Source organism: Dorea sp., from assembly GCF_977044405.1.
Genome location: NZ_CDRRQK010000025.1, coordinates 19,316 through 42,844 on the forward strand (window position 1 = coordinate 19,316; position 23,529 = coordinate 42,844).

Genomic DNA, 23,529 nt, shown 5'->3' on the forward strand with positions numbered 1-23,529 from the left:
AATGAGATGTGTGATCGTAACCGGAATGTCCGGAGCTGGAAAAAGTACGGCACTTAAAATGTTGGAAGATATGGGATATTTTTGTGTAGATAATCTGCCGGTACCATTGATACCGAAGATGGCAGATCTTTTCAGTGTGCCGGGAACAGAGATTAATAAAGCGGCTCTGGGGGTAGATATCCGGAGCGGCCAGAATTTCCATGAGCTTGAGAATATATTAAAAGACCTTGATCATTCGGGTATGCGGTTCGAGATTCTTTATCTGGAATCCAGTGATGATGTACTGATCAAGCGTTATAAGGAAACGAGAAGATTTCATCCGCTGTCGGGAAAAGGTGGAAGAGTTGAACAGGGAATCAAAGAAGAGAGAAAACGTCTGGAGTTTTTAAGAGCACGTGCGGACTATCTGATCGACACAAGTCACATGCTGACAAGAGAACTCAGGGCAGAACTGTCAAAGATCTTTGTGGAAAATAAAGAGTATAAAAATCTGTATATATCGGTATTGTCATTTGGATTCAAATATGGAATCCCGGCGGATGCGGATCTGGTATTTGATGTGCGTTTTCTGCCGAATCCATATTATATTGATGACCTGCGCCCGAAAAGCGGTAACGACAGAGAAGTAAGAGAATACGTAATGAATAACGATAAGGCGCAGACATTCCTTGCAAAACTAAAGGACATGGTGGAATTCCTGATCCCGAATTACGTGCAGGAAGGAAAGACGCAGCTTGTGATCGCAATTGGATGTACCGGTGGAAAGCACCGCTCTGTTACACTTGCAAATGAGCTTTTTGAGGCATTAAGTAAGAATGAAAATTATGGCATCCGGATTGAACACCGTGATATAGAAAAGGATGCGATCACCAAAGCGAGGTAGGTATCAGATGTCATTTTCTGGAAAGGTAAAAGAAGAATTACTGGAGCATTATGCAAAAGCAAGACACTGTGATATTGCTGAGTTGTCGGCGATGGTACACATGTCAGGAGAATTTGGAACGGGAAGAAATGGTGTGTGCTGCCTGAAGGTACATACGGAAAATCTTGGAGTTGCAAGAAAATGCTTTACATTATTGACAAAAACATTTAATATAAGAACTGATATCGTAGTCCGCAGAAATACGAGCAGGGATAACTACAGTTATTACATTTACGCAAAAGGCAATGAACTGCTGGCAATACGTGATACAATCGTACAGGCAGTCTGCTGCAAAAGAGCATATATCCGTGGGGCATTTATAGCATCGGGGTCTATGAGTGATCCGAGTAAGTCATACCATTTTGAGATTGTATGTAACGAGGAAAAACAGGCAGAACATTTGAAAGATATGATCAACAGTTTTGATGTGGATGCAAAGATTGTGCAGCGTAAGAAGACGTATGTGGTATATTTGAAAGAAGGATCACAGATTGTTGATATTCTGAATGTTATGGAAGCTCATGTGGCTTTGATGGAACTTGAGAATGTGCGTATCATGAAAGAGATGCGTAATTCTGTGAACCGCAAAGTAAACTGCGAAACGGCTAATATTAATAAAACCGTATCTGCTGCAGTAAGGCAGATGGAGGATATTACATATATCAGAGATCAGATCGGTTTTGATGAGCTGCCGGAGGGATTAAGAGACGTTGCCCTTACGCGTCTGGCATATCCGGAAGCAGCTTTGAAAGAACTGGGTCAGCTGATGGAAAGCCCGCTTGGTAAATCAGGGGTTAATCACCGGCTCAGGAAGTTAAGTGAAATAGCAGAACAGTTAAGGGAACAGCAAGGAGGAGCAAGTCGTTATGATTAGAAAGCCTGTTACCATTCAGAACAATATGGACATGGAAGACCGTCCGGTGGCTCATCTCGTACAGGAAGCAAGCCAGTATGCGAGTCAGGTATATATTGTGATGGGAAGTAAGAAGATTAACGCAAAGAGTATTATGGGAATGATGAGCCTGAAACTTCAAAGAGGCGAGGATGTTACAATTGTAGCAGAAGGCCAGGATGAAGATGCAGCCGTAACAGGTGTTGCAAGCTTTTTGGGAGCAGATAAGTAATACGGGAGAATATAGAAGCGATATGTAAAATATAAGGGGCCATTGTGATTAGAGTTGCAATAGCCTCTTCGTTATTAAGTACTAAAAAGATAAGGAGGAGGCATGTTTATGAAGCGTTTGCTTTTTATCTATAATCCACATGCAGGAAAAGAATTATTAAAACCGAAACTCGCTGATGTCATTGATATCTTCGTAAAAGCAGGGTATGAAGTGGTAGCGTATCCGACACAGGCATACCGTGATGCATATAAGAAGGTTAAAAAGTACGATTCGAGTGAGTTCGATCTGGTTGTATGCAGCGGAGGAGATGGGACTCTTGATGAAGTCGTGACAGGAATGATGAAGCGGGATAAGGATAAGAGAGAACCAATCGGATATATTCCTACAGGAACAACCAATGATTTCGCAAGCAGTCTTCATATACCAAGAGGCCTGTTGGAAGCAGCGGATAATGCGGTGAACGGAAAAGTATTCTCCTGTGATGCGGGAAGATTTAATGATGATATATTTGTATATATTGCAGCTTTCGGACTGTTTACAGATGTTTCTTACCAGACGAAGCAGTCGATGAAGAATGTTCTGGGACATCTGGCATATGTATTGGAAGGAGCAAAGCGTCTCTTTAATATTCCGTCTTATAAAGTCAAGGTAACACATGATGATGAAGTGATCGAAGATGAATTTGTATATGGAATGGTTACGAATTCAAGATCTGTCGGAGGATTCCGTAACCTGGTGGGAAAACAGGTTGGATTTGATGACGGTGTATTTGAGGTAACACTGATCAAGACACCGAAGAATCCAATAGAGTTACAGGAGATCATTGCGGCGCTTATGATCCAGCAGATGGATTCGAAATATATGTATACATTTAAGAGCGGAAGAATCATGTTTGAATCCATCGAAGAGATTCCGTGGACATTGGACGGGGAGTTTGGCGGAGAGCATGATGAGGTTGTGATCGAGAATCTTAATAAAGAACTTCAGATCATGGTTCCGGGAACGCATGAAGAGGAATAAAAATTCACAAAAATACAAAAAATTAAAAAAATTGAAAAAAGTACTTGCTTTTTTATAAAAACCTTGTTATACTAAGCAAGTACTTGAGACATGGCTCCGTGGTCAAGCGGTCAAGACGCTAGCCTCTCACGCTGGAATCAGGGGTTCGATTCCCCTCGGAGTCACTAAGATCTGCAGAATGTTCTGCAGATCTTTTTTTATACCTAAGTATGCAAGAAAAGTTGCCAGTGGCAAGTTTTTTGTATGCCCAAGCATGTGAGAGAAGCTACCGGTGGCAGACTCTCTGCATACCAAGTGTGTAATTACTTATTCGCTAATTTTGGAAATGCCGGGATAAGTTTCTTGTTTTTTTATAAGTTATGAGATATAATGCAAGTGAAACAAATTTGTCATATGAGATTAGAAGGCTTATGGCAGTAGAATTGGAGGAATAACATATGTTAGTATCAGCAAAAGAAATGCTCGATAAGGCAGTAGCAGGTCATTACGCAGTAGGACAGTTTAACATCAACAACTTAGAGTGGACAAAATCTGTTCTTCTTACAGCAGAAGAGTTAAAGTCACCAGTTATCTTAGGTGTATCTGAGGGAGCTGGAAAATACATGACAGGATTCAAGACTGTAGCAGCTATGGTAAAAGCTATGATGGAAGAACTTAATATCACAGTTCCAGTTGCATTACATCTTGATCATGGAACATACGAAGGATGTAAAAAATGTATCGACGCAGGATTCTCTTCAATCATGTTCGACGGATCTAAATATCCAATCGAAGAGAATGTAGCAAAGACAAAAGAACTCATTGCTATCTGCAGAGAAAAAGGAATGTCTATCGAAGCTGAAGTAGGTTCTATCGGTGGAGAAGAAGACGGAGTTATCGGAAAAGGTGAATGCGCTGATCCTAATGAGTGTAAGATGATCGCTGATCTTGGTGTTGACATGCTTGCAGCAGGTATCGGAAATATTCATGGAAAATATCCAGCTAACTGGGAAGGATTAAGTTTTGAGACTCTGGATGCAATCCAGAAGCTTACAGGCGATATGCCATTAGTACTTCACGGTGGTACAGGAATTCCAGAAGACATGATTAAGAAAGCAATCAGTCTCGGAGTTGCAAAAATCAATGTTAATACAGAGTGCCAGCTGTCATTTGCTGATGCTACACGTAAATATATTGAAGCAGGAAAAGATCTGGAAGGAAAAGGATACGATCCTCGTAAACTTTTAAAACCAGGTGCTGAAGCTATCCAGGCAACAGTTAAAGAGAAGATGGAATTATTTGGTTCAGTAGGAAAAGCTGAATAATTAAAAATTTTCACTTGCCTTTTTTGACTGGTTGAGTTATACTAACTGGCATAGGAAGAACAAAGGCGTTCCAACGGAAGTTGGAGTGCCTTTTTTTATACTATGGTATGCACAGAAAAAGTTTGGTTATATGCATACCATAATATGAAATTTCAACCCCAATATTACAATGAGAAAGGAAACGAAGAGACATGAGTGAAGCAATCAATGTAGCCAAGATATTTGGCGAAGACGTATTTAATGACACTGTAATGCAGGAACGTCTTCCAAAAAAAGTCTATAAGGATCTGAAAAAAACAATCGAGGAAGGTAAGGAATTAGACCTTGCTACAGCAGATGTAATTGCACATGAGATGAAAGAATGGGCAATTGAGAAAGGAGCTACACATTATACTCACTGGTTCCAGCCTCTGACAGGTGTAACTGCTGAAAAACATGATTCATTTATTTCAGCACCACTTCCAAGCGGAAAAGTACTGATGAGCTTCTCGGGAAAAGAATTGATCAAAGGTGAACCGGATGCATCTTCATTCCCATCAGGCGGACTTCGTGCAACATTCGAAGCAAGAGGATATACTGCATGGGATTGTACATCACCGGCATTTGTAAGACATGATGCAGCAGGAGCAACACTTTGCATTCCTACAGCATTCTGCTCATATACAGGAGAGGCGCTTGACCAGAAAACTCCACTTCTTCGTTCTATGCAGGCAATCAACGAACAGTCACTGAGACTGTTGAGATTGTTTGGAAATACAACATCTAAGAAGGTAACACCATCGGTAGGACCGGAACAGGAATATTTCCTTGTAGATGCTGAGAAGTTCTTACAGAGAAAAGACCTGATCTACACAGGACGTACACTGTTCGGAGCAATGCCTCCAAAAGGACAGGAATTAGATGACCACTATTTCGGAACCATCCGTCAGAGAATCGCGGGATTCATGAAAGATGTTAACGAAGAGCTCTGGAAAGTTGGTGTTACATCTAAGACACAGCATAATGAAGTTGCACCTGCACAGCATGAACTTGCACCAATCTATGCAGAGTGTAACGTAGCACTGGATCATAACCACATTGTAATGCAGACTTTAAAGAGAGTTGCATGCCAGCATGGTATGAAGTGCTTACTTCATGAGAAACCATTCGCAGGAGTCAATGGTTCCGGTAAACATGATAACTGGTCTCTTACCACAGATGATGGAAAGAACCTGTTAGAGCCGGGAAAAACTCCTCATGAAAATATTCAGTTCTTACTGGTACTTACATGTATCTTAAAAGCAGTTGATACACATGCAGATCTTCTTCGTGAATCTGCAGCAGACCCTGGAAATGATCACAGACTTGGAGCTAACGAGGCACCACCGGCAATCATCTCTGTATTCCTTGGAGAACAGTTAGAGGATGTATTAGAGCAGCTGATCAGCACAGGAGAGGCTACACATAGTCTGAAAGGTGGAAAGCTTCAGACAGGAGTTGACACACTTCCAGATCTTGCAAAAGATGCAACAGACCGTAACAGAACATCACCATTTGCATTTACCGGTAACAAGTTCGAGTTCCGTATGGTAGGTTCCCGTGATTCAATCGCAGGACCAAACGTAGTACTGAACACAATCGTTGCAGAAGCATTCTCAGAGGCTTGTGATGTACTTGAAAAAGCAGATAACTTCGATGAAGCTGTTCATGATCTGATTAAGAAATACGCAACAGAGCACCAGAGAGTTGTATTCAACGGTAATGGATACTCAGATGCATGGGTAGAAGAAGCTGAGAGACGTGGACTGCCAAATATCAGATCTATGGTAGAGGCAATTCCTGCCCTGACTACAGACAAAGCCATCAATATGTTTGAAAAATTCAAAGTATTTACAAAGGCTGAACTGGAATCACGTGCGGAGATCAAATTCGAAAGCTATGCAAAGGCAATTAATATCGAAGCCCGTACAATGATCGATATGGCAAGCAAACAGATTATTCCTGCCATTATCAAATATACAAAAGACCTTGCAGATACAGTTGGTGCAGTAAAAGAAGCAGGTGCAGATGCATCTGTTCAGGCAGAACTTCTGACAGAGGTTTCAGAACTTTTAGTAGAGTCTAAAAAAGCGCTGGAAGCACTGAAAGTTGTTACAGATCAGGCAGCAGCTATGGAAGAAGGAGAGGATCAGGCAAGATTCTATCACTTTGATGTTGTACCTGCTATGGAAGCACTCCGTGCACCAGTTGACGAGCTGGAAATGATCGTTGACAAAGAAGCATGGCCAATGCCTTCTTACGGAGACCTGATTTTCGAAGTATAATTATTAAGGATAAAATAATTAGTTAAACAAAACAAATATTTTAGAAATACATTAGAAAATTTTAAGAACCCTGGACTTGGAATGGACACATGATTGTGTTATTCTAAATTCAGGGTTTTTAAGATACCCTTGGAATTCAGGAGGGTTTTATATGTCAAAACGTGAATTTTTAGATAAATTAAGAAAAGCACTGGAAAACGATCTGTCGGGATCAGTCGTGCAGGAGAATGTGAATTATTATAACACTTATATTAATGAAGAAGTGCAAAAAGGACGAAGTGAAAGAGAAGTTCTGGACGAACTTGGAGATCCATGGGCAATTGCAAAGAATATTGTGACATCAGAAGAGATAAAGGGCAATACACAGGAAACATACGAAAGCTACGAGCCAAGACGCCAGCAGCGCAGTCAGGAGTACGAACAAGGCTGTGGAGAAGAGTCTGGATATAGCGGAATCCACATTCTGGGGCTGGATACATGGTGGAAAAAATTATTGCTCATACTGGCAATTGTGGGAATTGTTATATTGATTGTTGCAGTGATCGGAGGAATCATCAGTATTCTTGCACCGATTTTTATTCCGCTTCTGTGTGTATGCGTAGTAATAAAACTGATTACAAATTCCAGGCGGTGAGCGCAGAAGGAATGAGAATGTATTCTTGAATATAGAAGTTGAGATAATATAATAGAGAAACATAAGAGAATCTTTCGTAATAACATATTTGGCAAGCTGGATTGATAAATCTGATGGACGAGTGTGTGATATATGAGGGGTTCTTTTTTTGAAGATGCTTTTTGTAAAAATATAGGAAAGAGATAGACTACAGACGGTGTGTTGCAAAAATAAAAGACCGATGGGGGAGCCATCGGTCTTTTGAGGGGAGTATAAATAATTAATAAGGGGTTGTAGAAAGTGTCCTTTCTACACCACAAGTATAATATAGTAGGGAATAAAAAGCAAGAAAAATATTAAAAAAATCTTAATATCTGCCCAAATGTATAAAGAAAAAATGTACGGACATACTAATTTTGTAACAAAAATGATTAGGAGGAATAGAAAAAATGGCTAAAAATTACAATTCATCAGAAAACTGTCACAACACATCTAACAAGAACATGTCCGACAAGAATGCATCCAGAAACACATCCAATAAGAATGCATATGGCAAGAACAGCATGGATAAGAATGCATATGGCAAGAACAGCACAGACAAGAATGCATATGATAAAAATGCGTATGGAAAGAACAGCACAGACAAGAATGCATATGATAAAAATGCGTATGGAAAGAACAGCACAGATAAGAATGCATATGATAAAAACGCATACGATAAAAATTCAACAGATAAAAATGCCTACAATTATGGAAATGAAAGCGATAATTACTAAAAAGAAGGCTATGCAGGATCATGATCAATAGAATGTAAAAGATAAAATGGGACGGGGTTTTGTTAAAAAATTCCCGTCTCTTTTTAAATATATTGACAAAGACTAATGCATATCAGTAAGATAATAAAGTAGGAATTAATACATAGCATATATGGAGAATTAAATGAGAAAAATGGAATTAATCGCACCCTGTCATTTTGGACTGGAGGCAGTATTAAAAAGAGAAATTATAGATCTGGGATATGATATCTCGGAAGTGGAGGATGGAAGAGTTGGATTTTACGGTGATGCAGAAGCAATCTGCCGTGCCAATATTTTCCTGCGTACAGCGGAAAGAGTCCTTCTGAAAGTAGGAAGCTTTAAAGCAACGAGCTATGAAGAATTATTTGAAAATACAAAAGCGCTCGACTGGGAGAACTATATTCCGGAAAATGGAAAGTTCTGGGTTGCAAAAGCAGCTTCTGTAAAAAGTAAATTATTCAGTCCGTCGGATATTCAGTCGGTTATGAAAAAAGCAATGGTAAGAAGACTGCAGCAGAAATATCACGTAGAGTGGTTTTCCGAAGACGGGGCATCTTATCCGGTAAGAGTATTCCTGAAAAAAGATGTAGTAACAGTAGGGATCGATACATCGGGAATATCGCTGCATAAGAGAGGATACCGCGAGGTGGCAGGAAAGGCACCGATTACAGAGACGCTTGCGGCAGCACTGATTATGCTGACACCATGGCATAAGGACAGGATCTTTGTAGATCCGTTCTGCGGAAGTGGTACATTTCCGATAGAGGCGGCTATGATCGCGGCCAATATCGCACCGGGAATGAACCGTTCATTTACAGCAGAAAGCTGGACGAATCTGATTCCGAAGAAGCTCTGGTATGATACCATTAATGAAGCAAATGAACTGATCAACGATGATATCGTGACGGATATTCAGGGCTATGATGTAGATGGATCGGTCATCAAAGTAGCCAGACGTAATGCAAGGGAAGCAGGAGTGGATCATCTGATACATTTTCAGGAGCGTGATGTAAAGGAGTTAAGCCATCCAAAGAAATATGGCTTTATCATCACCAATCCACCTTATGGTGAGCGTCTGGAGGATAAGAGGGATCTGCCGGCATTATATAAAGCATTTGGAGACAGCTTTAAGAAGCTTGATACATGGTCGGCATATATGATTACTTCTTATGAGGATGCAGAGCGTTATTTTGGACGCAAAGCGGACCGCAACAGGAAGATTTATAATGGTATGCTGAAAACATATTTTTACCAGTTCTTAGGACCAAAGCCGCCAAAGGCAAGACGTCCGGAAGAGAAATAGGAGCAGAAAAACGATGAAGAAAATAATATTTGCAACGGGAAATGAACATAAGATGGTAGAGATCAGAGCTATCTTGAGTGATCTTGGAGTAGAAATCTTATCACAGAAAGAAGCAGGGATTAAAGCGGATGTAGTGGAAGACGGATCGACATTCGAAGAAAATGCGATGATAAAGGCGACAGAGATCGCAAAGATCGCATGCCAGATGCCGGAATATAAAGACGCAGTTGTGCTGGCGGATGATTCGGGACTGGAGATTGATTATCTTAATAAAGAACCGGGAATCTATTCATCCAGATATATGGGAGAAGATACTTCTTATGATATCAAGAATCAGGCGCTTTTAGACCGCCTGGAAGGTGTGCCGGATGAAAAACGTACGGCAAGATTCGTATGTGCGATTGCAGCTGCAATGCCGGACGGATCCTGTGAGGTCGTAAGAGGAACCATGGAGGGAATTATCGGGTACGAGATTGCCGGGGAAAATGGATTTGGCTATGATCCGATATTTTTCCTGCCGGAATATGGCTGCACCAGTGCGGAACTTGCGCCGGATAAGAAAAATGAATTAAGCCACAGAGGGGAAGGGCTTAAAAAGATACGTAAAATTCTGGAACAGAAATAAAGCATAAGATGAAGGTGCAAGTATGAAGATTTTGATCATTAGTGATACACATGGATCTCATAAGAACTTTGACCGGGTGATTGAAAAAGAACAGCCGCTTGATATGCTGATTCATCTTGGAGATGTAGAAGGGGATGAGGATTATATCCCGGCTGTTGCGGACTGTCCGGTACATATGGTGAGAGGAAATAATGACTTTTTCTCTGATCTTCCGGGAGAAGAAGAGTTTATAGCAGGCGGTTACCATATCTTTACGACGCATGGGCATGGTTATTATGTCTCTATGGGTGAGGAACGATTAAAAAGAGAAGCAAGAGGCCGTGGAGCGGATATTGCGATGTATGGGCATACACACAAGCCGTTTTACGAAAAAGAAGAAGATCTGATCACATTGAATCCGGGCAGTCTCTGTTATCCAAGACAGCCTGGGCGTAAGCCGAGTTATATGGTCATGAATATCAGTGAGGACAGAAAACTTGAGATTACGCAGAAGTATCTGGAAGGATAACGGACAGGGAAAGGTAAAAAACGTATAGAGGTACATGACAGAATAAAAAGAAGATTGGCCGGTGAGAGAAGGCGCCGGCTGATTGTCTTTGTTTCATTGTATGGATAAGAGGATGCGAAAAAGCTTGAATTTTCGCTATAAAATAAACATTTGAAAAAAATATAAAAAAATGTGAAAAAAGTTGTTGACATTTATAAGACGCTCATATATAATACATATTGTGTCACGGAGATGCAACAAAATGACACAGAAAAACATCACATCGGGGTGTGGCTCAGCTTGGCTAGAGCGCCTGGTTTGGGACCAGGAGGTCGCAGGTTCGAATCCTGTCACCCCGATACTTATGCGGGTGTAGTTCAATGGTAGAACACCAGCCTTCCAAGCTGGATACGTGGGTTCGATTCCCATCACCCGCTCTGCCAAAACAAATTGTTTTGGGTGTGGTAAAAATGTGAGTCTGTAGCTCAGCTGGATAGAGCAACGGCCTTCTAAGCCGTAGGTCGAGGGTTCGAATCCCCCCAGGCTCGTTTAACCACAAAATTTAATATGGTGATACTTAGTTGGACAAAAAGACAGTTCGATAGGTAGTATGGTGGGTATGGTGCAGTTGGTTAGCGCGCCAGATTGTGGTTCTGGATATCATGGGTTCGAGTCCCATTACCCACCCTTTTTTCTTTTATTGGGCTATCGCCAAGCGGTAAGGCACAGGACTTTGACTCCTGCATTCGTTGGTTCGAATCCAACTAGCCCAGTTTTATGGGCGTGTAGCTCAGGTGGTAGAGCACTTGACTTTTAATCAAGTTGTCCGGGGTTCGAATCCCCGCACGCTCACGATTGATAAAGACGCAGATTTTTCGAATGAAAAGTTTGCGTTTTTTATACAAAAGTATAAAAGAAACTGCAGATGGCAGATTCTTTTGTATACTGATTTATATGCGGATGTGGCGGAATTGGCAGACGCGCTAGACTTAGGATCTAGTGTCCACGACGTGCAGGTTCAAGTCCTGTTATCCGCATTGAAAAAGCATAACACCAGAAGATGTAGGTGTTATGCTTTTTTTCTTAATCTGCAATCACGGACAGCATAATAGAAAAGAGGAGAACGACATGAATTATTATGAGAGAGCGCAGGAACTCAGAGAAGAAACAATTGCAAACCGACGGTATTTCCACACAAATGCAGAAGTCGGACTTGATATGCCGAAAGCAAAAGCATATGTTATGAAAAAGCTTGCAGAGTATGGATTAGATCCCAAGGAGTGTGGTTACGGAGTAACGGCAACTTTAGGTCACGGGGGAAAATGTCTGATGCTTCGTGCAGATATGGATGCGCTTCCGATGCCGGAAGAAAGTGGAGAGCCATTTGCATGTCCGACGGGGAAAGAAGCGCATGCATGCGGACATGATTTTCACGCTGCGATGCTTTTAACAGCAGCTAAGATGCTTAAGGAAAATGAGGCGGAACTGGAAGGAACGGTAAAATTCATGTTCCAGCCTGCAGAAGAGAACTTCCAGGGAAGCAAGAACATGCTTGAAAATGGAATACTTGAGAATCCTAAAGTAGATGCTGCACTTGCTTATCATGTGGCAGCAGGACAGATGCCGGTAGGAATCTACATGTATAATGACAATGGAACAATGATGTATTCGGTAGATGGATTCCAGATTGATATCACAGGAAAAGGTTCTCACGGGGCGTATCCGCAGAACGCAATTGATCCGATCAATATCGGAGTTCATGTATATCTGGCACTGGAAGCAATCATGGCAAGGGAAGTCGATCCAACCAAAGCATGCGTTATGACTGTTGGACAGTTTCAGGGAGGTACGGCAGAGAATATTATTCCGGATACTGCAATGCTGAAAGGAACCATCCGCAGCAATGATAAGCAGGCAAGAGAACTTATGGTCCGGAGAATGAAAGAAGTTGCAACAAAGACGGCAGAAAATTATGGTGGAACGGTAGAGATTACCATGCTTTCGGAGGTACCACCGCTTATCTGTGATCCGAAGCTTACAGATGAATTCGTAGGATATATGAAAGAAATGGACATCCCTGGAATGCAGCCATATCCTGGAATCTCTGCAAGTGCATCGGAAGATTTTGCTTCGATTGCAGAAAAGATTCCATCTACTTTTATGTATCTGTCTGCGGGATATACAGATGAAAGAGGACAATACGGTGCACATAATCCAAAAGTACGCTTTAACGAAGACGTATGCCCGATCGGAGCAAGTTGTCTTGCATACTGTGCAACGCAGTGGTTAAAAAATAATAAGTAAATAAAGTTCGTGATAACGATAGAATTCTGCAGAGGAAGGATGCTTACGGGCAGAGAAAGGAAAAACTATGAGAAAATGGAAGAAAATTGTTGTGGCAATGCTTGCAGTGATACTGTGTACACCGTCGGTGCTGGGGATGCAGACGGAGGCAGCACAGCAGGAGAAACAACTGGATGTATTATTTACGCATGATACACATTCGCACCTGAATAGTTTTGATACGATCGTAGATGGGAAAAAACAGGAAGTAGGCGGATTTGCGAGACTCAAGACGTTGATTGATACTCAGAAGAAAAATAATCCGGATACACTTGTGTTAGATGCCGGTGATTTTTCGATGGGAACATTGATCCAGACAGTGTATACAACAGAGGCGGCAGAACTGCGTATGCTGGGATATCTTGGATGTGATGTGACTACGCTTGGTAATCATGAATTTGATTACCGCTCCAGTGGACTTGCGGATATGTTGAAGACTGCTAAGAATTCAGAGGAAAAAGTTCCGGATCTTGTAGTCTGCAATGTGGACTGGGATGCGATGGAAGAGGAAGGGCTGACGAAAGGACAGAAGCAGATTCAGACAGCATTTCAGACATATGGAGTGAAGGACTATGTCGTGCTTCAAAAAGGAGATGTGAAGATTGCGGTTCTTGGAGTATTTGGAAAAGATTCCCTGGAATGTGCGCCGACGTGTGAATTAAAGTTCAAAGATCCGGTAGAAGCGGCCAGCGAGACAGTAAAAGAGATTCAGAAACATGAAGATGTGGATATGATCGCCTGCGTTTCGCATAGTGGAACCTGGGAGGATGAAGATAGTTCGGAAGATGAGATCCTTGCAAAAAATGTTCCTGATATTGATCTGATCATAAGCGGACATACGCATACAACACTGGAAGAACCAATCCGGCATGGAGATACCTATATCGTATCCTGTGGTGAATATGGAAAGAATCTGGGGTCATTGTCTATGACACAGAAAAAGAATAAGCGCTGGAAAATGGACACATACAAACTGATGCCGGTTACAGATGAAGTAGAATCAGATCAGGCAACGCAAGAACGTATAGACGAATTGATGAAAACCGTAGATACGAATTATCTGAGTCATTTTGGATATACCAAAGATCAGGTACTGGCGGAGAATGATATTGAATTTAACGATCTGGAAGAAATGAGTACCAGACATGAAGAGCTGAATCTTGGAGATATTATGTCGGATGCATATGTGTATGCAGTAGAAAATTCAGAGGATTATGATGGAACGCCGGTAGATATCGCAGTTGTTCCAAGTGGAACAGTGCGTGATACATATACGAAGGGTGATATCACGGTGGAACAGGTATATAATTCATTTTCACTTGGAATCGGAAAAGACGGGCTTGCCGGCTATCCTCTGATCAGTGCATATCTGACAGGAAAAGAATTAAAACTGGTGGCGGAAGTAGACGCCTCGGTATCGGATTTTATGACGATTGCGAGACTATACTGTAGTGGTATGAACTTTACATATAATCCACACAGACTGATATTAAATAAAGTGACAGACTGTTATCTGACCAAAGACGGGGACAGAGAAGAAATACAGGATGACAAGCTGTACCGCGTGGTGACAGATCTGTATACCGGACAGATGCTGGGATCGGTGATAGACGTATCACATGGCTTGTTATCAATCGTACCCAAAGATAAGAATGGAGAGCCAATAGAGAATCTGGAAGATCATGCAATCATGGAAGGCAAGACAGAATTAAAAGCCTGGGATGCGATCGCAAGATACATGCAGTCATTTGACGATACAGACGGGGATGGAATTGCAAATGTATCCGAATACTATGCATCAACTCACGAACGTAAAGTTGTTGATGACAGCAGAAATATAATAGATCTGGTAAAACACCCGAATAGATTTGCGGCAATGATCATAGGGGTTGTGCTTATTGTTATCGTCTTAATCGCAGGTATTGTTCTGGTGATCAGGAAAATTGCAAAGAGAATATTAAAAAAGAAGAAACAAAAGAAAATGAATATTTAGATAGAGAGATACACTCTAATTTAATATTTAATAATAAAAAAACATGTCGGATAACCGGCATGTTTTTTAGGTTAAATGATTATCGTATTACGAATTTTCTTATAATGCAGCTGATCACACCCGCAACACAGATTGGAAGTAATGTTTCTTTTAAACTTCCAAATACCTGCAGTGCACTTGCAACACCCTGCAGTGCAGATGGTGACTGCGGAATCAGTGAATAGAAAAGGGCTGAACAGTATGTACCGGCACCTATAATAATAAATGAAACCAGTCCGCGTCCTGTATCAATCTTGTCCCCTTTCCGATTATATTTCTTTCCGCCAAGAACGCAGAAGAATGTAATAATCTCATAGAGCAGTAAGACAGCAGCTACAGCCAGATAAGCAATCAATGGCTGGTTCGCAGCAGTCATGCTTGAAACAATGCTGTCAAAAGAACCGATATTAGAGATAAAATGCGTTCCCAGTAAATAGATAATTGCTGCAATCAGAAGCATTGTACCGATTCTAAGAAGTAGATTGATTGTTTTTAATATAAATTTTCCACCTGTTTTTGCGGTTTTTGCAACAGGCTTGGCAAGATTTGGAACCTTTACATTTCCTCGTTTTTTCTTTTTACTGCTTTTTTCTTTATTGTCATCTTTTTTCTTTTTATTACGTCTGTTACGGCGGTTGTCATAATAATCGTCATCGTCGTCGTCATCATCATAGTCATCGTCGTTGTAATAGTGATCATACTTTTTACTGTTTTTTCTGGCGTTGAGTTTGGCTGTCAGCTTATCATAGTCATTTTTCCGGATATAATCTGTATGATCAATATCAGAAAGACCGGATAATACATCACGGTAATCATCATCGTCATCATCGATGGAGATGTCTGGCAGCTCACCTTCGTAGATTACTTCGAAGTCATCATCGAAGATATCTGTTGTTCGCCTTGTGTTTTTCTTATTATTTATACTCATTATTTAATCCCTCCTGGATACTACCCATATTCTATTTTATAATGTTTGAAAAAAACTCTCAAGAGAGGTCACAGAATATTCACGAAGTTGTAAGGAAAACTTTAGAATTGTATCATTTGTCAACAAAAGCTTAACGTATATGAAAAATCTGTTTATTGTCTAATGAGAATGAATCACGTATAATATGATGTAAGTCCGATAAGAACGGAAAATTACAGGAGTATGAAAGTACATAGGAATGATCTAATCGGAAGGATCATAATTTATCGGAGAAAGAATATGGTAATAAGGAAAGGATGAGTAGATGCAGATTTATTATTTTGCACTGTATTTTTTTGTGTATGGTTTTTTAGGATGGTGTACGGAGGTCGCGTATGCTGCAGTAAAAGAAGGAAAGTTTGTAAACAGAGGATTCTTGAATGGACCCATCTGTCCGGTATATGGAATTGGTGTCGGAGTGGTTGTCCAGTTTCTGACACCGTTTGAAGAGAATCTGATTCTTCTCTATATAACATCGACATTATTGGTTACAGCTATTGAGGGAATTACAGGATACCTTCTGGAGAAAATATTCCATAATAAGTGGTGGGATTATTCGAACCAGCCACTTAATATTGGCGGATATGTATGTCTGATATTTTCATTGATCTGGGGAGTGTTCTGCGTACTGATCGTGAAAGTGATTCATCCGCTGATCCATAAAGCGCTGACACTGATACCACTGGTTGTTGGAATTATAATTATGGCAGCACTGGCAATTGCACTTTTTGCCGATCTGTATGTAACTGCTTCCGGAATCCTTAAGATGAACCGCAGACTGGAAGCGATGGAGAAGATTGCTTCTGAACTTAAGGATCTCTCTAATAAGGTCGGAGAAAATATTTACGAAAATGTAATGGAAGGCAAAGAGTTCCAGGAAGAGAAGAAAGAGCAGTTAAGCAATGCAAAAGAAGAATTCAAAGAACGTCTGGAAGAACCAAAGGCGATCGTAGATGGATTCAAAGAACGCCTGGAGGAACCAAAGGCAATCGTAGATGGATTCAAAGAACGCCTGGAAGAGCCAAAGACAATTGTGGATGGTTTGAAAGAACGTTTGGAAGAGCCAAAAGCCCGTGTTGGAGAAATGGCTCCGAAGATCAATATAGAAGAGATGAAGGTCCGTATGGAAGAACTGAAAGCCAGATACGAAGAGATGGCAGAGAACCGTACAAAAGTCGGAGAACGTCTGGTGAAGGCATTCCCTCGGATGCAGTCAGGGCAGCATAAGGAGATTTTGGAGGAGTTGAAGGAGAGGATAAGAAAATAAGTGTTAATACATTAATTTGGGGTGGATTCCCGGTCCTTACGTATGCCTTGGTATAAGATCTGATCCGCGACTCCATGAGGCAAGAAGTAGTAAGAGAGCCTGTATTCCCTAAGGACAACAGAAAGCAAAACCAAACTCGCCCGTCGGCTCAAACAGTGGCTTTGCTTTCTGTTAACGGGAATCCAGACTCTCTAACTACTTCTAAGCCTCACTCCGAATGCTACCCAGCCCTTATACCAAGGCATACGCAAGTCGTGACTGGAAGGCGGTAATTAATGTATCAAACGGAGGGCGTAACCGTGGATGCTTACCCCGGTGAGCCATGAGGACGTGAATTTCTGGTTTTTTGGTACTAACACTAAAAGAATATGATATACTTGAAAAAATGGTTACAAAGTCACCCAAAACGAGGAGGGATTCTTATGAAGGAAGCAGGATACAAAAAGATTTATAATGCAGAAAATATCATCGAAGCAGAGATGCTGGTAGAAATGTTAAAGGAAAATGGAATTGCTGCATTTACTCAAGAAGCAAGTTCAAGTGTATCTGCGTATGGTGTTGCGGGATTTGGGATATATGGTGTTGATATCTGGGTGAGTGTGGATGTAGCGGAAAGTGCGCTGAAGATTATAGAAGAGATTGAAAAGTCGCAGGAATAAAAAAAGAAAGCCTTGAAGATTTCTCTTCAAGGCTTTTGTTATGCGGAAAAAGGGACTTGAACCCTCACAGGATTGCTCCCACTAGAACCTGAATCTAGCGCGTCTGCCATTCCGCCATTTCCGCTTGACAAGTAGTATAATATCACAGGTCTACGGAAAATGCAAATGTTTTTTTGAAAAAAATTAAAAAAATTTCAATTTTTTAGAAAATATGAAAATTATCCGATTTCGATACCATTTACCTCAAGGTGATCGTCGATGGCGATGACGAGGCAGCGTCTGCCGTCGATGACTTTTGTTTCAACCAGATCAGAGCGTTCGGGATTGACTTTGACTACGACATCCGGGGTTTCTATCTGGAAGGTTTTTGCACTGGCGATGTTGGAGGCCAGTAAGGTGCCGTGTACGCCGACTGTCTCGTCGAAGTCATCATCGAAGGAGCTGAGTTTTTCTTCTTCTACACCGCTGCGGGTCAGGAGTTTTTTAACATCGGTCTTGGATAATTCGAGAGGTTCCGGTTCTTCTTTTGCCTGCTCGATCATTTCGTTTAGGTTGTCGTGGATGTTGCGGACAACTTCATAGCTGCTGTCTTCGCCGAGTGCATCACTTACGATTGTCTGGAAAGTGGTTTTTTGATCGCCGGCGGTAAGTGGCGTTGTGCTGCCAAGGACATGTTCTACAAAGTAAGGCTGTAACTCTTCCGGTTTTTTTGTATAGTACAGAACGTTATGTACGTCAGTTGCACGGTCCTGGAATGCCGGGAATAAGAATCCCTTTACAGGAGCTTCTACGATCCAGTCGCGGATACGGTCTTCGATGTTGTTGGTGGCGGCATTATAGGTAAGGCCTGCTTTGGTAAGATTGACCGGGCAGATGCTGCAAAGGAGATGCTCATATACGGTGTCAGATGCGTCTTCCATCTCGAGGCCGTCCTTGGTTTTACCCGGAACATCGTATACTGCATGAATCAGGATGATATAATAATTTTCTCCGTATTCATAGCTTTCCACGATCTTATCATAGAATTCCTCAAGGAGCATATCGTCCTGAAGCTTACTGTCTTTTAATTTCATAAGGAATTCCTGGGTTCCGCCATTTAACTCCTGATCCAGAGGAAATTCCATATTGATCAGGTTCTTTCCGATCGTTCCGGAAAGTGTATGCTTGAAGATGTCAAAATATTTAAATGCTTCTTCTTCCGGTAAGGATAAGAAGGCTTTTTTTAGTTCCATTTTCTTTTCTTTTTCGTGATCCACGTAACATCCACAGATACGTGTGATGGCACAGTTTTCAGGGGAAAACTGCTTGCGGATCTCTAATACTTCTTTTTTGTTCATGTTGATTCCTTCCTTATATTTATATGTTGGAAAATATGTTAATAATGTTAGCATAACATCCGGGAAAAAACAATCATTGACCATTGTAAAAGGAGGCGCAGGAAAGTATAATATAATTATCATAATTAAAGTCTGTCATTGATATATGGGGAAGGGCAGACAGTTATAATAAAGAAGAAAGGGAAAAGAAAATATGGGAAATATTTTTGACATCTTAGGACCTGTGATGGTAGGGCCGTCCAGTTCACATACTGCAGGAGCAGTAAGAATCGGGCTGATTGCAAGACAGCTGTTTGGCCGCCAGCCGGAGAGGGCTGAAGTGTATCTGCATGGCTCATTTGCTGCCACCGGAAAGGGGCATGGAACGGACAAGGCGTTGATCGCAGGTTTATTGGGGATGATGCCAGATGACATGCGTATTCCAGATAGTTATGATGTCGCAAAGGACATGGGGATGGACTTTGTGATGAAGAACAAGGATATCAAAGGCGCACATCCGAATACAGCGCAGATCATTATGGAAGCAGAAGGTGTGCCGCAGATGAAGATTCAGGCACATTCCATCGGTGGTGGAAGAATCTGCGTCTGTAAATTAGATGGGATTGATGTGAATTTCAGCGGGGAAAGCTGTACTTTGATTATCAGAAATGTAGATGAACCCGGAAGAATTATGGAAGTTGCAGCAGCACTTAGTAAGGCAGAGGTTAATGTGGCTACCATGCAGGTATTCCGCGACAAAAGAGGCGGAACTGCAGTTATGGTAGTAGAGACCGATCAGGTAATACCGAGAAGTGCAATTGATGAGCTGGAGAGCAAACCGGGAATCATACGTGTGAAATTTCTTGATCCGAACGGGTCAGTATAGATAGTGGAGGATAATCATATGTCATATCAGTCGATGGAAGAGGCGAAGATCAGAGGGGAAAAGGATAATATTCCGTTTTGGAAAGCCATTCAGGTAGAAGATGCGCAGGAAAGGGATATCAGTATTACGGATTCCTGGGAGAAGATGAAGTATATGTGGCAGTCCATGCTGGATGCACTGGATGCTTATGAAGCAGATAAAGTGTCAAGAAGCGGACTGGTAGGAACCGAGGGCGGACTGATGGATCAGTACCGTGAGAATAAAGAACCGCTTTGTGGGGATTTTGTTGCAAAGGTAATGTCCAATGCACTGAAGATGGGATGTAACAATGCCTGTATGAAACGTATTGTTGCAGCACCTACCGCAGGGGCATGCGGAGTATTGCCGGCAGTACTTGTTACTTATTATAAAGAATATAATGTTCCGGAAGAAAAGATGATAGAAGCCATGTATGTGGCAGCCGGACTTGGACAGATCATTGCCAACCGGGCATATCTGGCTGGTGCATCCGGCGGATGTCAGGCAGAGATCGGATCTGGATCTGGTATGGCGGCCGGTGCGGTCTGTTATATCAAAGGTGGTGATACGGATCAGATCGGACATGCATGTGCGATGGCACTTAAGAACCTGATGGGTCTTGTATGTGATCCGGTAGGCGGACTGGTAGAAGTTCCATGTGTAAAACGTAATGTCGGCGGTGCGGTCAATGCACTGGCAGCAGCAGACATGGCACTTGCAGGAATTACCAGTAAGATACCACTGGATCAGGTGATTGATGCGATGAAAGAAGTCGGAGATAAGATGGACGTATCATTAAGAGAGACAGGTATCGGAGGCGTTGCCGGAACTCCGGCTGCACAGGAAGTAGTAGAAAGACTTGGGATGTAGCGAAAGCTACATCCTTTTTTAGGTATTTGCTGCCAAATGAAAAAATGATTTACAATCAACAGAATCCTTTTTATACTGGATAAAGTGTGAAGTTTTACATTTTAGACAAGAGAATGAGCAATGAAAAGAATGATAAAATGGAAGAAAGCAGTGTCGGTACTTCTGATTGTTGCCACAATGGTGCTTATGGTGTCTGGATGTGGAGGAAAAACGGCAACGACAGAGAATAAAGGCAGTTCCAAGTACAGAGTCTGCATGATTACAGATGCCGGAGACATTACAGACCAGTCATTTAACCAGACAACTTATGAAGCATGTAGAGATTACTGTGCGGCTAATGATATTGATTTTACATTCAAGTTCATTGTTCTGGATATGAGTGCAAGTGATATCGGAGCAGCAGCTGTTGGAAATGCATATTATGATAATCCGGATGCTTATGACGTATCAGACTACACTATAACGCACCATGGTGGGTATGCCTTCTGCTGGCAATGGCTGGAGGAGCAGTACTTGGTGCAGCAGCCGGAGCACTCAAAGCTTATCTGAATGTAAATGAAGTTATCGCTTGTATCATGTATGTAACGATTGCGATCCCGTTAGCAGTAATCTTTTCATCTTTCTTCATCCAGCACATTACCAGTGGTGGAGCTTATGTAGATAAGATGGTATACTGCTCGCAGATTTAGGAAAAAGACGAAGGAGAAACGTACGATGGGAATTGTAGTCATCGGAGACGTATTTATTGATATCAAAGGGTATTCCACATCCCCATACATTCCTTATGGGAGAAATGCGGGAACAATCGTGCAGATTCATGGTGGCGTAGGCCGCAATGTTGTGGAAGATATAGCAAATGTTGAGTTGGAACCGACATTTATCAGTCTGGTTGACAATGATGCGATGGGGGAAGATGTAATCCAGAAATTGAACCGTCACAAGGTCAATACCAGCTATATGAGAAAAGTTGAAAACGGCATGGGAACATGGCTTGCCGTTTTCGACCATGAAGGCGATGTAGTTGCATCGATTTCCAAAAGACCGGATCACAGCCCGGTCGAAAGAATACTGGATGAACAAGGGGATGAGATCTTCAAAGATGCGGACAGTATCGTAATAGAGATTGACATTGATAAAGAGATCGTGAAGAAAACATTTTATTATGCGGAAAAATATAATAAAAAGGTATACGCGATCGTATCAAATATGACAATTGCGATTGAAAGAAGAGATTTCCTAAGAAGAACGGCCTGCTTTGTATGTAATCAGCAGGAGGCGGGAATCCTGTTCTCAGAAGATTATGAACAGATGACAGCAGAGGAATTAGCAGAGATTCTTCCGGAGCGCATCCGCTCGGCACAGATTCCGCAGATGGTGGTAACCATGGGTGGTGACGGTGCCGTGTATGCGGACCGGGAAGGTAATAAGGTAATCTATCCTGCACTGAAAGTCGACGTGATCGATACAACCGGAGCCGGAGATGCATTTTTCTCCGGAGTATGTATCGGACTTACTTACGGGAAGACATTACGCGAAGCCTGCGGAATCGGCACCAGACTTGCATCAACGGTAATTTGTACATCAGAGAATATCTGTCCGAGGTTCATGCCGGAAGAATTCGGACTTACGAGGTAGAAAAGGCGATGGAAAATATTATTATCGGGATTGCCGGAGGATCAGGATCCGGAAAATCCACATTTACGAACAGAGTAAAACAACATTTTGGTGATGATGTGGTAGTAATCTATCATGATAACTATTACCGCAGACAGGATGGGATTCCATTTGAAAAGCGTGTAAAAGTCAACTATGATCATCCGGATTCCCTGGAGACGGACCTTCTGGTGGAGCATCTTAAGCAGCTAAAAGAAGGAAAGACGATCGAGTGTCCGGTATATGACTATGGCCAGCATAACCGTTCGAACGAAGTCATCAAGATCGAACCAAGACCGGTCATTCTGGTAGAAGGAATCCTGCTTCTGGCAGACCCAAGAATCCGTGATCTTCTGGATATCAAGGTGTATGTGGAAGCGGATGCGGATGAAAGAATTTTAAGACGTATCTCAAGAGACGTGGAAGAACGTGGAAGAGATCTGAATGGTATTATCGAACAATATCTGACAACGGTAAAACCGATGCACTATCTGTATGTGGAGCCGACAAGAGCGAAGGCGGATATCGTGATCAATAGTGGGAAGAACGATGTGGCGTTTGATTTGTTTGTGTCGAAGATAGAGCAGTTGTTGGAGAGGTAGTTGCTGTTTAATACATTAATTTGGGGTGGATTCCCGGTCCTTGCGTATGCCTTGGTATAAGATCTGGTCCGCGACTCCATGAGGCAAGAAGTAGTAAGAGAGCCTGAATTTCCTAAAAGCAACAGAAAGCAAACCCAAACTCGACGTTCGTCTCAAACAGTGGATTTGCTTTCTGTTAACGGGAATCCAGACTCTCTAACTACTTCTAAGCCTCATTCCGAATGCTACCCAGCCCTTATACCAAGGCATACGCAAGTCGTGACTGGCAGGCGATAATTAATGTATGAAATGGAGGGCGTAACTGAGGATGCTTACCCCGGTAGTTCTTTTTATGATACTCCCGGGGTAAGCACTCACAGTTACGCCCTCCAACTATTTCATACACTACCGCATGCCAATCACGACATGAGAAAGCGCT

Annotated in this window: 23 protein-coding genes and 9 tRNA genes; 29 read left to right on the plus strand and 3 right to left on the minus strand. The window is 41.9% G+C overall.

All coding sequences use genetic code 11. The features are described 5' to 3' along the window. The first annotated feature begins 1 nt into the window (after position 1). The 21 genes from rapZ (at position 2) to ACWJAF_RS11265 (ending at position 14,834) form a co-directional block, all read left to right on the plus strand. A complete protein-coding gene (gene rapZ / locus ACWJAF_RS11165; RefSeq protein WP_448863974.1) occupies positions 2-883 on the plus strand; it encodes an RNase adapter RapZ in 882 nt (293 codons plus the stop codon). 7 nt (positions 884-890) lie between these two features. Next, positions 891-1,796 (plus strand): DNA-binding protein WhiA, encoded by a 906-nt coding sequence (whiA, locus tag ACWJAF_RS11170; protein ID WP_448863976.1) that lies wholly within the window; start codon positions 891-893, stop codon positions 1,794-1,796. Then, a complete protein-coding gene (locus ACWJAF_RS11175; RefSeq protein ID WP_296034148.1) occupies positions 1,789-2,046 on the plus strand; it encodes an HPr family phosphocarrier protein in 258 nt (85 codons plus the stop codon). Before whiA ends, ACWJAF_RS11175 begins: the two co-directional genes overlap by 8 nt. Positions 2,047-2,154: 108 nt before the next feature. Further along, the gene (locus ACWJAF_RS11180; RefSeq protein ID WP_296034146.1) at positions 2,155-3,066 is read left to right on the plus strand and encodes a diacylglycerol/lipid kinase family protein; all 912 of its coding nucleotides are present in this window, start codon (positions 2,155-2,157) and stop codon (positions 3,064-3,066) included. A gap of 92 nt (positions 3,067-3,158) precedes the next feature. After that, a tRNA-Glu gene (locus ACWJAF_RS11185) sits at positions 3,159-3,230 on the plus strand. Between the two features lie 273 nt (positions 3,231-3,503). Further along, positions 3,504-4,370, plus strand: a complete 867-nt coding sequence (fba, locus tag ACWJAF_RS11190; protein ID WP_448863979.1) for a class II fructose-1,6-bisphosphate aldolase — start codon at positions 3,504-3,506, stop codon at positions 4,368-4,370. A 191-nt stretch (positions 4,371-4,561) separates the two neighbouring features. Further along, the gene (locus ACWJAF_RS11195; protein ID WP_448863981.1) at positions 4,562-6,673 is read left to right on the plus strand and encodes a glutamine synthetase III family protein; all 2,112 of its coding nucleotides are present in this window, start codon (positions 4,562-4,564) and stop codon (positions 6,671-6,673) included. 151 nt (positions 6,674-6,824) lie between these two features. Then, positions 6,825-7,307, plus strand: coding sequence for a DUF1700 domain-containing protein (locus tag ACWJAF_RS11200; protein WP_448863984.1), 483 nt, complete (start codon positions 6,825-6,827; stop codon positions 7,305-7,307). A 428-nt stretch (positions 7,308-7,735) separates the two neighbouring features. Next, the gene (locus ACWJAF_RS11205) at positions 7,736-8,062 is read left to right on the plus strand and encodes a hypothetical protein (protein WP_448863986.1); all 327 of its coding nucleotides are present in this window, start codon (positions 7,736-7,738) and stop codon (positions 8,060-8,062) included. Between the two features lie 163 nt (positions 8,063-8,225). Beyond that, positions 8,226-9,386, plus strand: a complete 1,161-nt coding sequence (locus ACWJAF_RS11210) for a THUMP domain-containing class I SAM-dependent RNA methyltransferase (RefSeq protein WP_448863988.1) — start codon at positions 8,226-8,228, stop codon at positions 9,384-9,386. Between the two features lie 13 nt (positions 9,387-9,399). Then, positions 9,400-10,011, plus strand: coding sequence for an RdgB/HAM1 family non-canonical purine NTP pyrophosphatase (gene rdgB, locus ACWJAF_RS11215; RefSeq protein ID WP_448863990.1), 612 nt, complete (start codon positions 9,400-9,402; stop codon positions 10,009-10,011). Between the two features lie 22 nt (positions 10,012-10,033). Further along, positions 10,034-10,519, plus strand: a complete 486-nt coding sequence (locus ACWJAF_RS11220) for a metallophosphoesterase (protein WP_296033922.1) — start codon at positions 10,034-10,036, stop codon at positions 10,517-10,519. Between the two features lie 263 nt (positions 10,520-10,782). Further along, a tRNA-Pro gene (locus ACWJAF_RS11225) sits at positions 10,783-10,857 on the plus strand. A gap of 7 nt (positions 10,858-10,864) precedes the next feature. Next, positions 10,865-10,935: transfer RNA gene (locus ACWJAF_RS11230), tRNA-Gly, on the plus strand. Between the two features lie 37 nt (positions 10,936-10,972). Next, positions 10,973-11,046 (plus strand) — tRNA-Arg (locus ACWJAF_RS11235). 65 nt (positions 11,047-11,111) lie between these two features. Further along, positions 11,112-11,185 (plus strand) — tRNA-His (locus ACWJAF_RS11240). 14 nt (positions 11,186-11,199) lie between these two features. Further along, positions 11,200-11,271: transfer RNA gene (locus ACWJAF_RS11245), tRNA-Gln, on the plus strand. Positions 11,272-11,277: 6 nt separating this feature from the next. Next, positions 11,278-11,350 (plus strand) — tRNA-Lys (locus ACWJAF_RS11250). 104 nt (positions 11,351-11,454) lie between these two features. Then, a tRNA-Leu gene (locus ACWJAF_RS11255) sits at positions 11,455-11,535 on the plus strand. Between the two features lie 91 nt (positions 11,536-11,626). Next, complete coding sequence (locus tag ACWJAF_RS11260; protein WP_448863994.1) at positions 11,627-12,802, plus strand: M20 family metallopeptidase; 1,176 nt, start codon at positions 11,627-11,629, stop codon at positions 12,800-12,802. Between the two features lie 67 nt (positions 12,803-12,869). Then, positions 12,870-14,834 (plus strand): bifunctional metallophosphatase/5'-nucleotidase, encoded by a 1,965-nt coding sequence (locus ACWJAF_RS11265; RefSeq protein ID WP_448863996.1) that lies wholly within the window; start codon positions 12,870-12,872, stop codon positions 14,832-14,834. Positions 14,835-14,913: 79 nt separating this feature from the next. Here the strand turns inward: ACWJAF_RS11265 and ACWJAF_RS11270 are convergent, their stop codons facing one another. After that, on the minus strand, positions 14,914-15,801 hold the full coding sequence (locus tag ACWJAF_RS11270) for a hypothetical protein (RefSeq protein ID WP_448863998.1): 888 nt from the start codon (positions 15,799-15,801) through the stop codon (positions 14,914-14,916). Positions 15,802-16,138: 337 nt separating this feature from the next. On the opposite strand from ACWJAF_RS11270, the gene ACWJAF_RS11275 reads away from it, so the two are divergent. Both ACWJAF_RS11275 and ACWJAF_RS11280 read left to right on the plus strand, forming a co-directional pair. Beyond that, the gene (locus ACWJAF_RS11275) at positions 16,139-17,107 is read left to right on the plus strand and encodes a putative ABC transporter permease (RefSeq protein ID WP_448864000.1); all 969 of its coding nucleotides are present in this window, start codon (positions 16,139-16,141) and stop codon (positions 17,105-17,107) included. A gap of 422 nt (positions 17,108-17,529) precedes the next feature. Beyond that, a complete protein-coding gene (locus ACWJAF_RS11280; RefSeq protein WP_448864002.1) occupies positions 17,530-17,766 on the plus strand; it encodes a putative signal transducing protein in 237 nt (78 codons plus the stop codon). Between the two features lie 41 nt (positions 17,767-17,807). Here the strand turns inward: ACWJAF_RS11280 and ACWJAF_RS11285 are convergent. Then, positions 17,808-17,890: transfer RNA gene (locus tag ACWJAF_RS11285), tRNA-Leu, on the minus strand. Between the two features lie 94 nt (positions 17,891-17,984). Then, positions 17,985-19,103, minus strand: coding sequence for a DUF4317 domain-containing protein (locus ACWJAF_RS11290; protein WP_296033878.1), 1,119 nt, complete (start codon positions 19,101-19,103; stop codon positions 17,985-17,987). Between the two features lie 193 nt (positions 19,104-19,296). Here ACWJAF_RS11290 and sdaAB point away from each other — a divergent pair, with 193 nt between their 5' ends. From sdaAB to udk, 6 genes are all read left to right on the plus strand, one after another. After that, positions 19,297-19,968, plus strand: coding sequence for an L-serine ammonia-lyase, iron-sulfur-dependent subunit beta (sdaAB, locus tag ACWJAF_RS11295; protein ID WP_296033879.1), 672 nt, complete (start codon positions 19,297-19,299; stop codon positions 19,966-19,968). Positions 19,969-19,986: 18 nt separating this feature from the next. Then, positions 19,987-20,856, plus strand: a complete 870-nt coding sequence (gene sdaAA, locus ACWJAF_RS11300) for an L-serine ammonia-lyase, iron-sulfur-dependent, subunit alpha (protein WP_448864005.1) — start codon at positions 19,987-19,989, stop codon at positions 20,854-20,856. A gap of 120 nt (positions 20,857-20,976) precedes the next feature. Then, the gene (locus ACWJAF_RS11305; protein ID WP_448864007.1) at positions 20,977-21,405 is read left to right on the plus strand and encodes a hypothetical protein; all 429 of its coding nucleotides are present in this window, start codon (positions 20,977-20,979) and stop codon (positions 21,403-21,405) included. Continuing rightward, positions 21,351-21,545, plus strand: coding sequence for a hypothetical protein (locus tag ACWJAF_RS11310; RefSeq protein WP_448864009.1), 195 nt, complete (start codon positions 21,351-21,353; stop codon positions 21,543-21,545). The genes ACWJAF_RS11305 and ACWJAF_RS11310 overlap by 55 nt, the downstream gene beginning before the upstream one ends. A gap of 25 nt (positions 21,546-21,570) precedes the next feature. Next, entirely contained in the window at positions 21,571-22,491 is a 921-nt protein-coding gene (locus tag ACWJAF_RS11315) for a carbohydrate kinase family protein (protein WP_448864011.1), read from the plus strand. Between the two features lie 8 nt (positions 22,492-22,499). Next, positions 22,500-23,111, plus strand: a complete 612-nt coding sequence (gene udk, locus ACWJAF_RS11320; protein WP_448864013.1) for a uridine kinase — start codon at positions 22,500-22,502, stop codon at positions 23,109-23,111. The last annotated feature ends 418 nt before the right edge of the window (positions 23,112-23,529 follow it).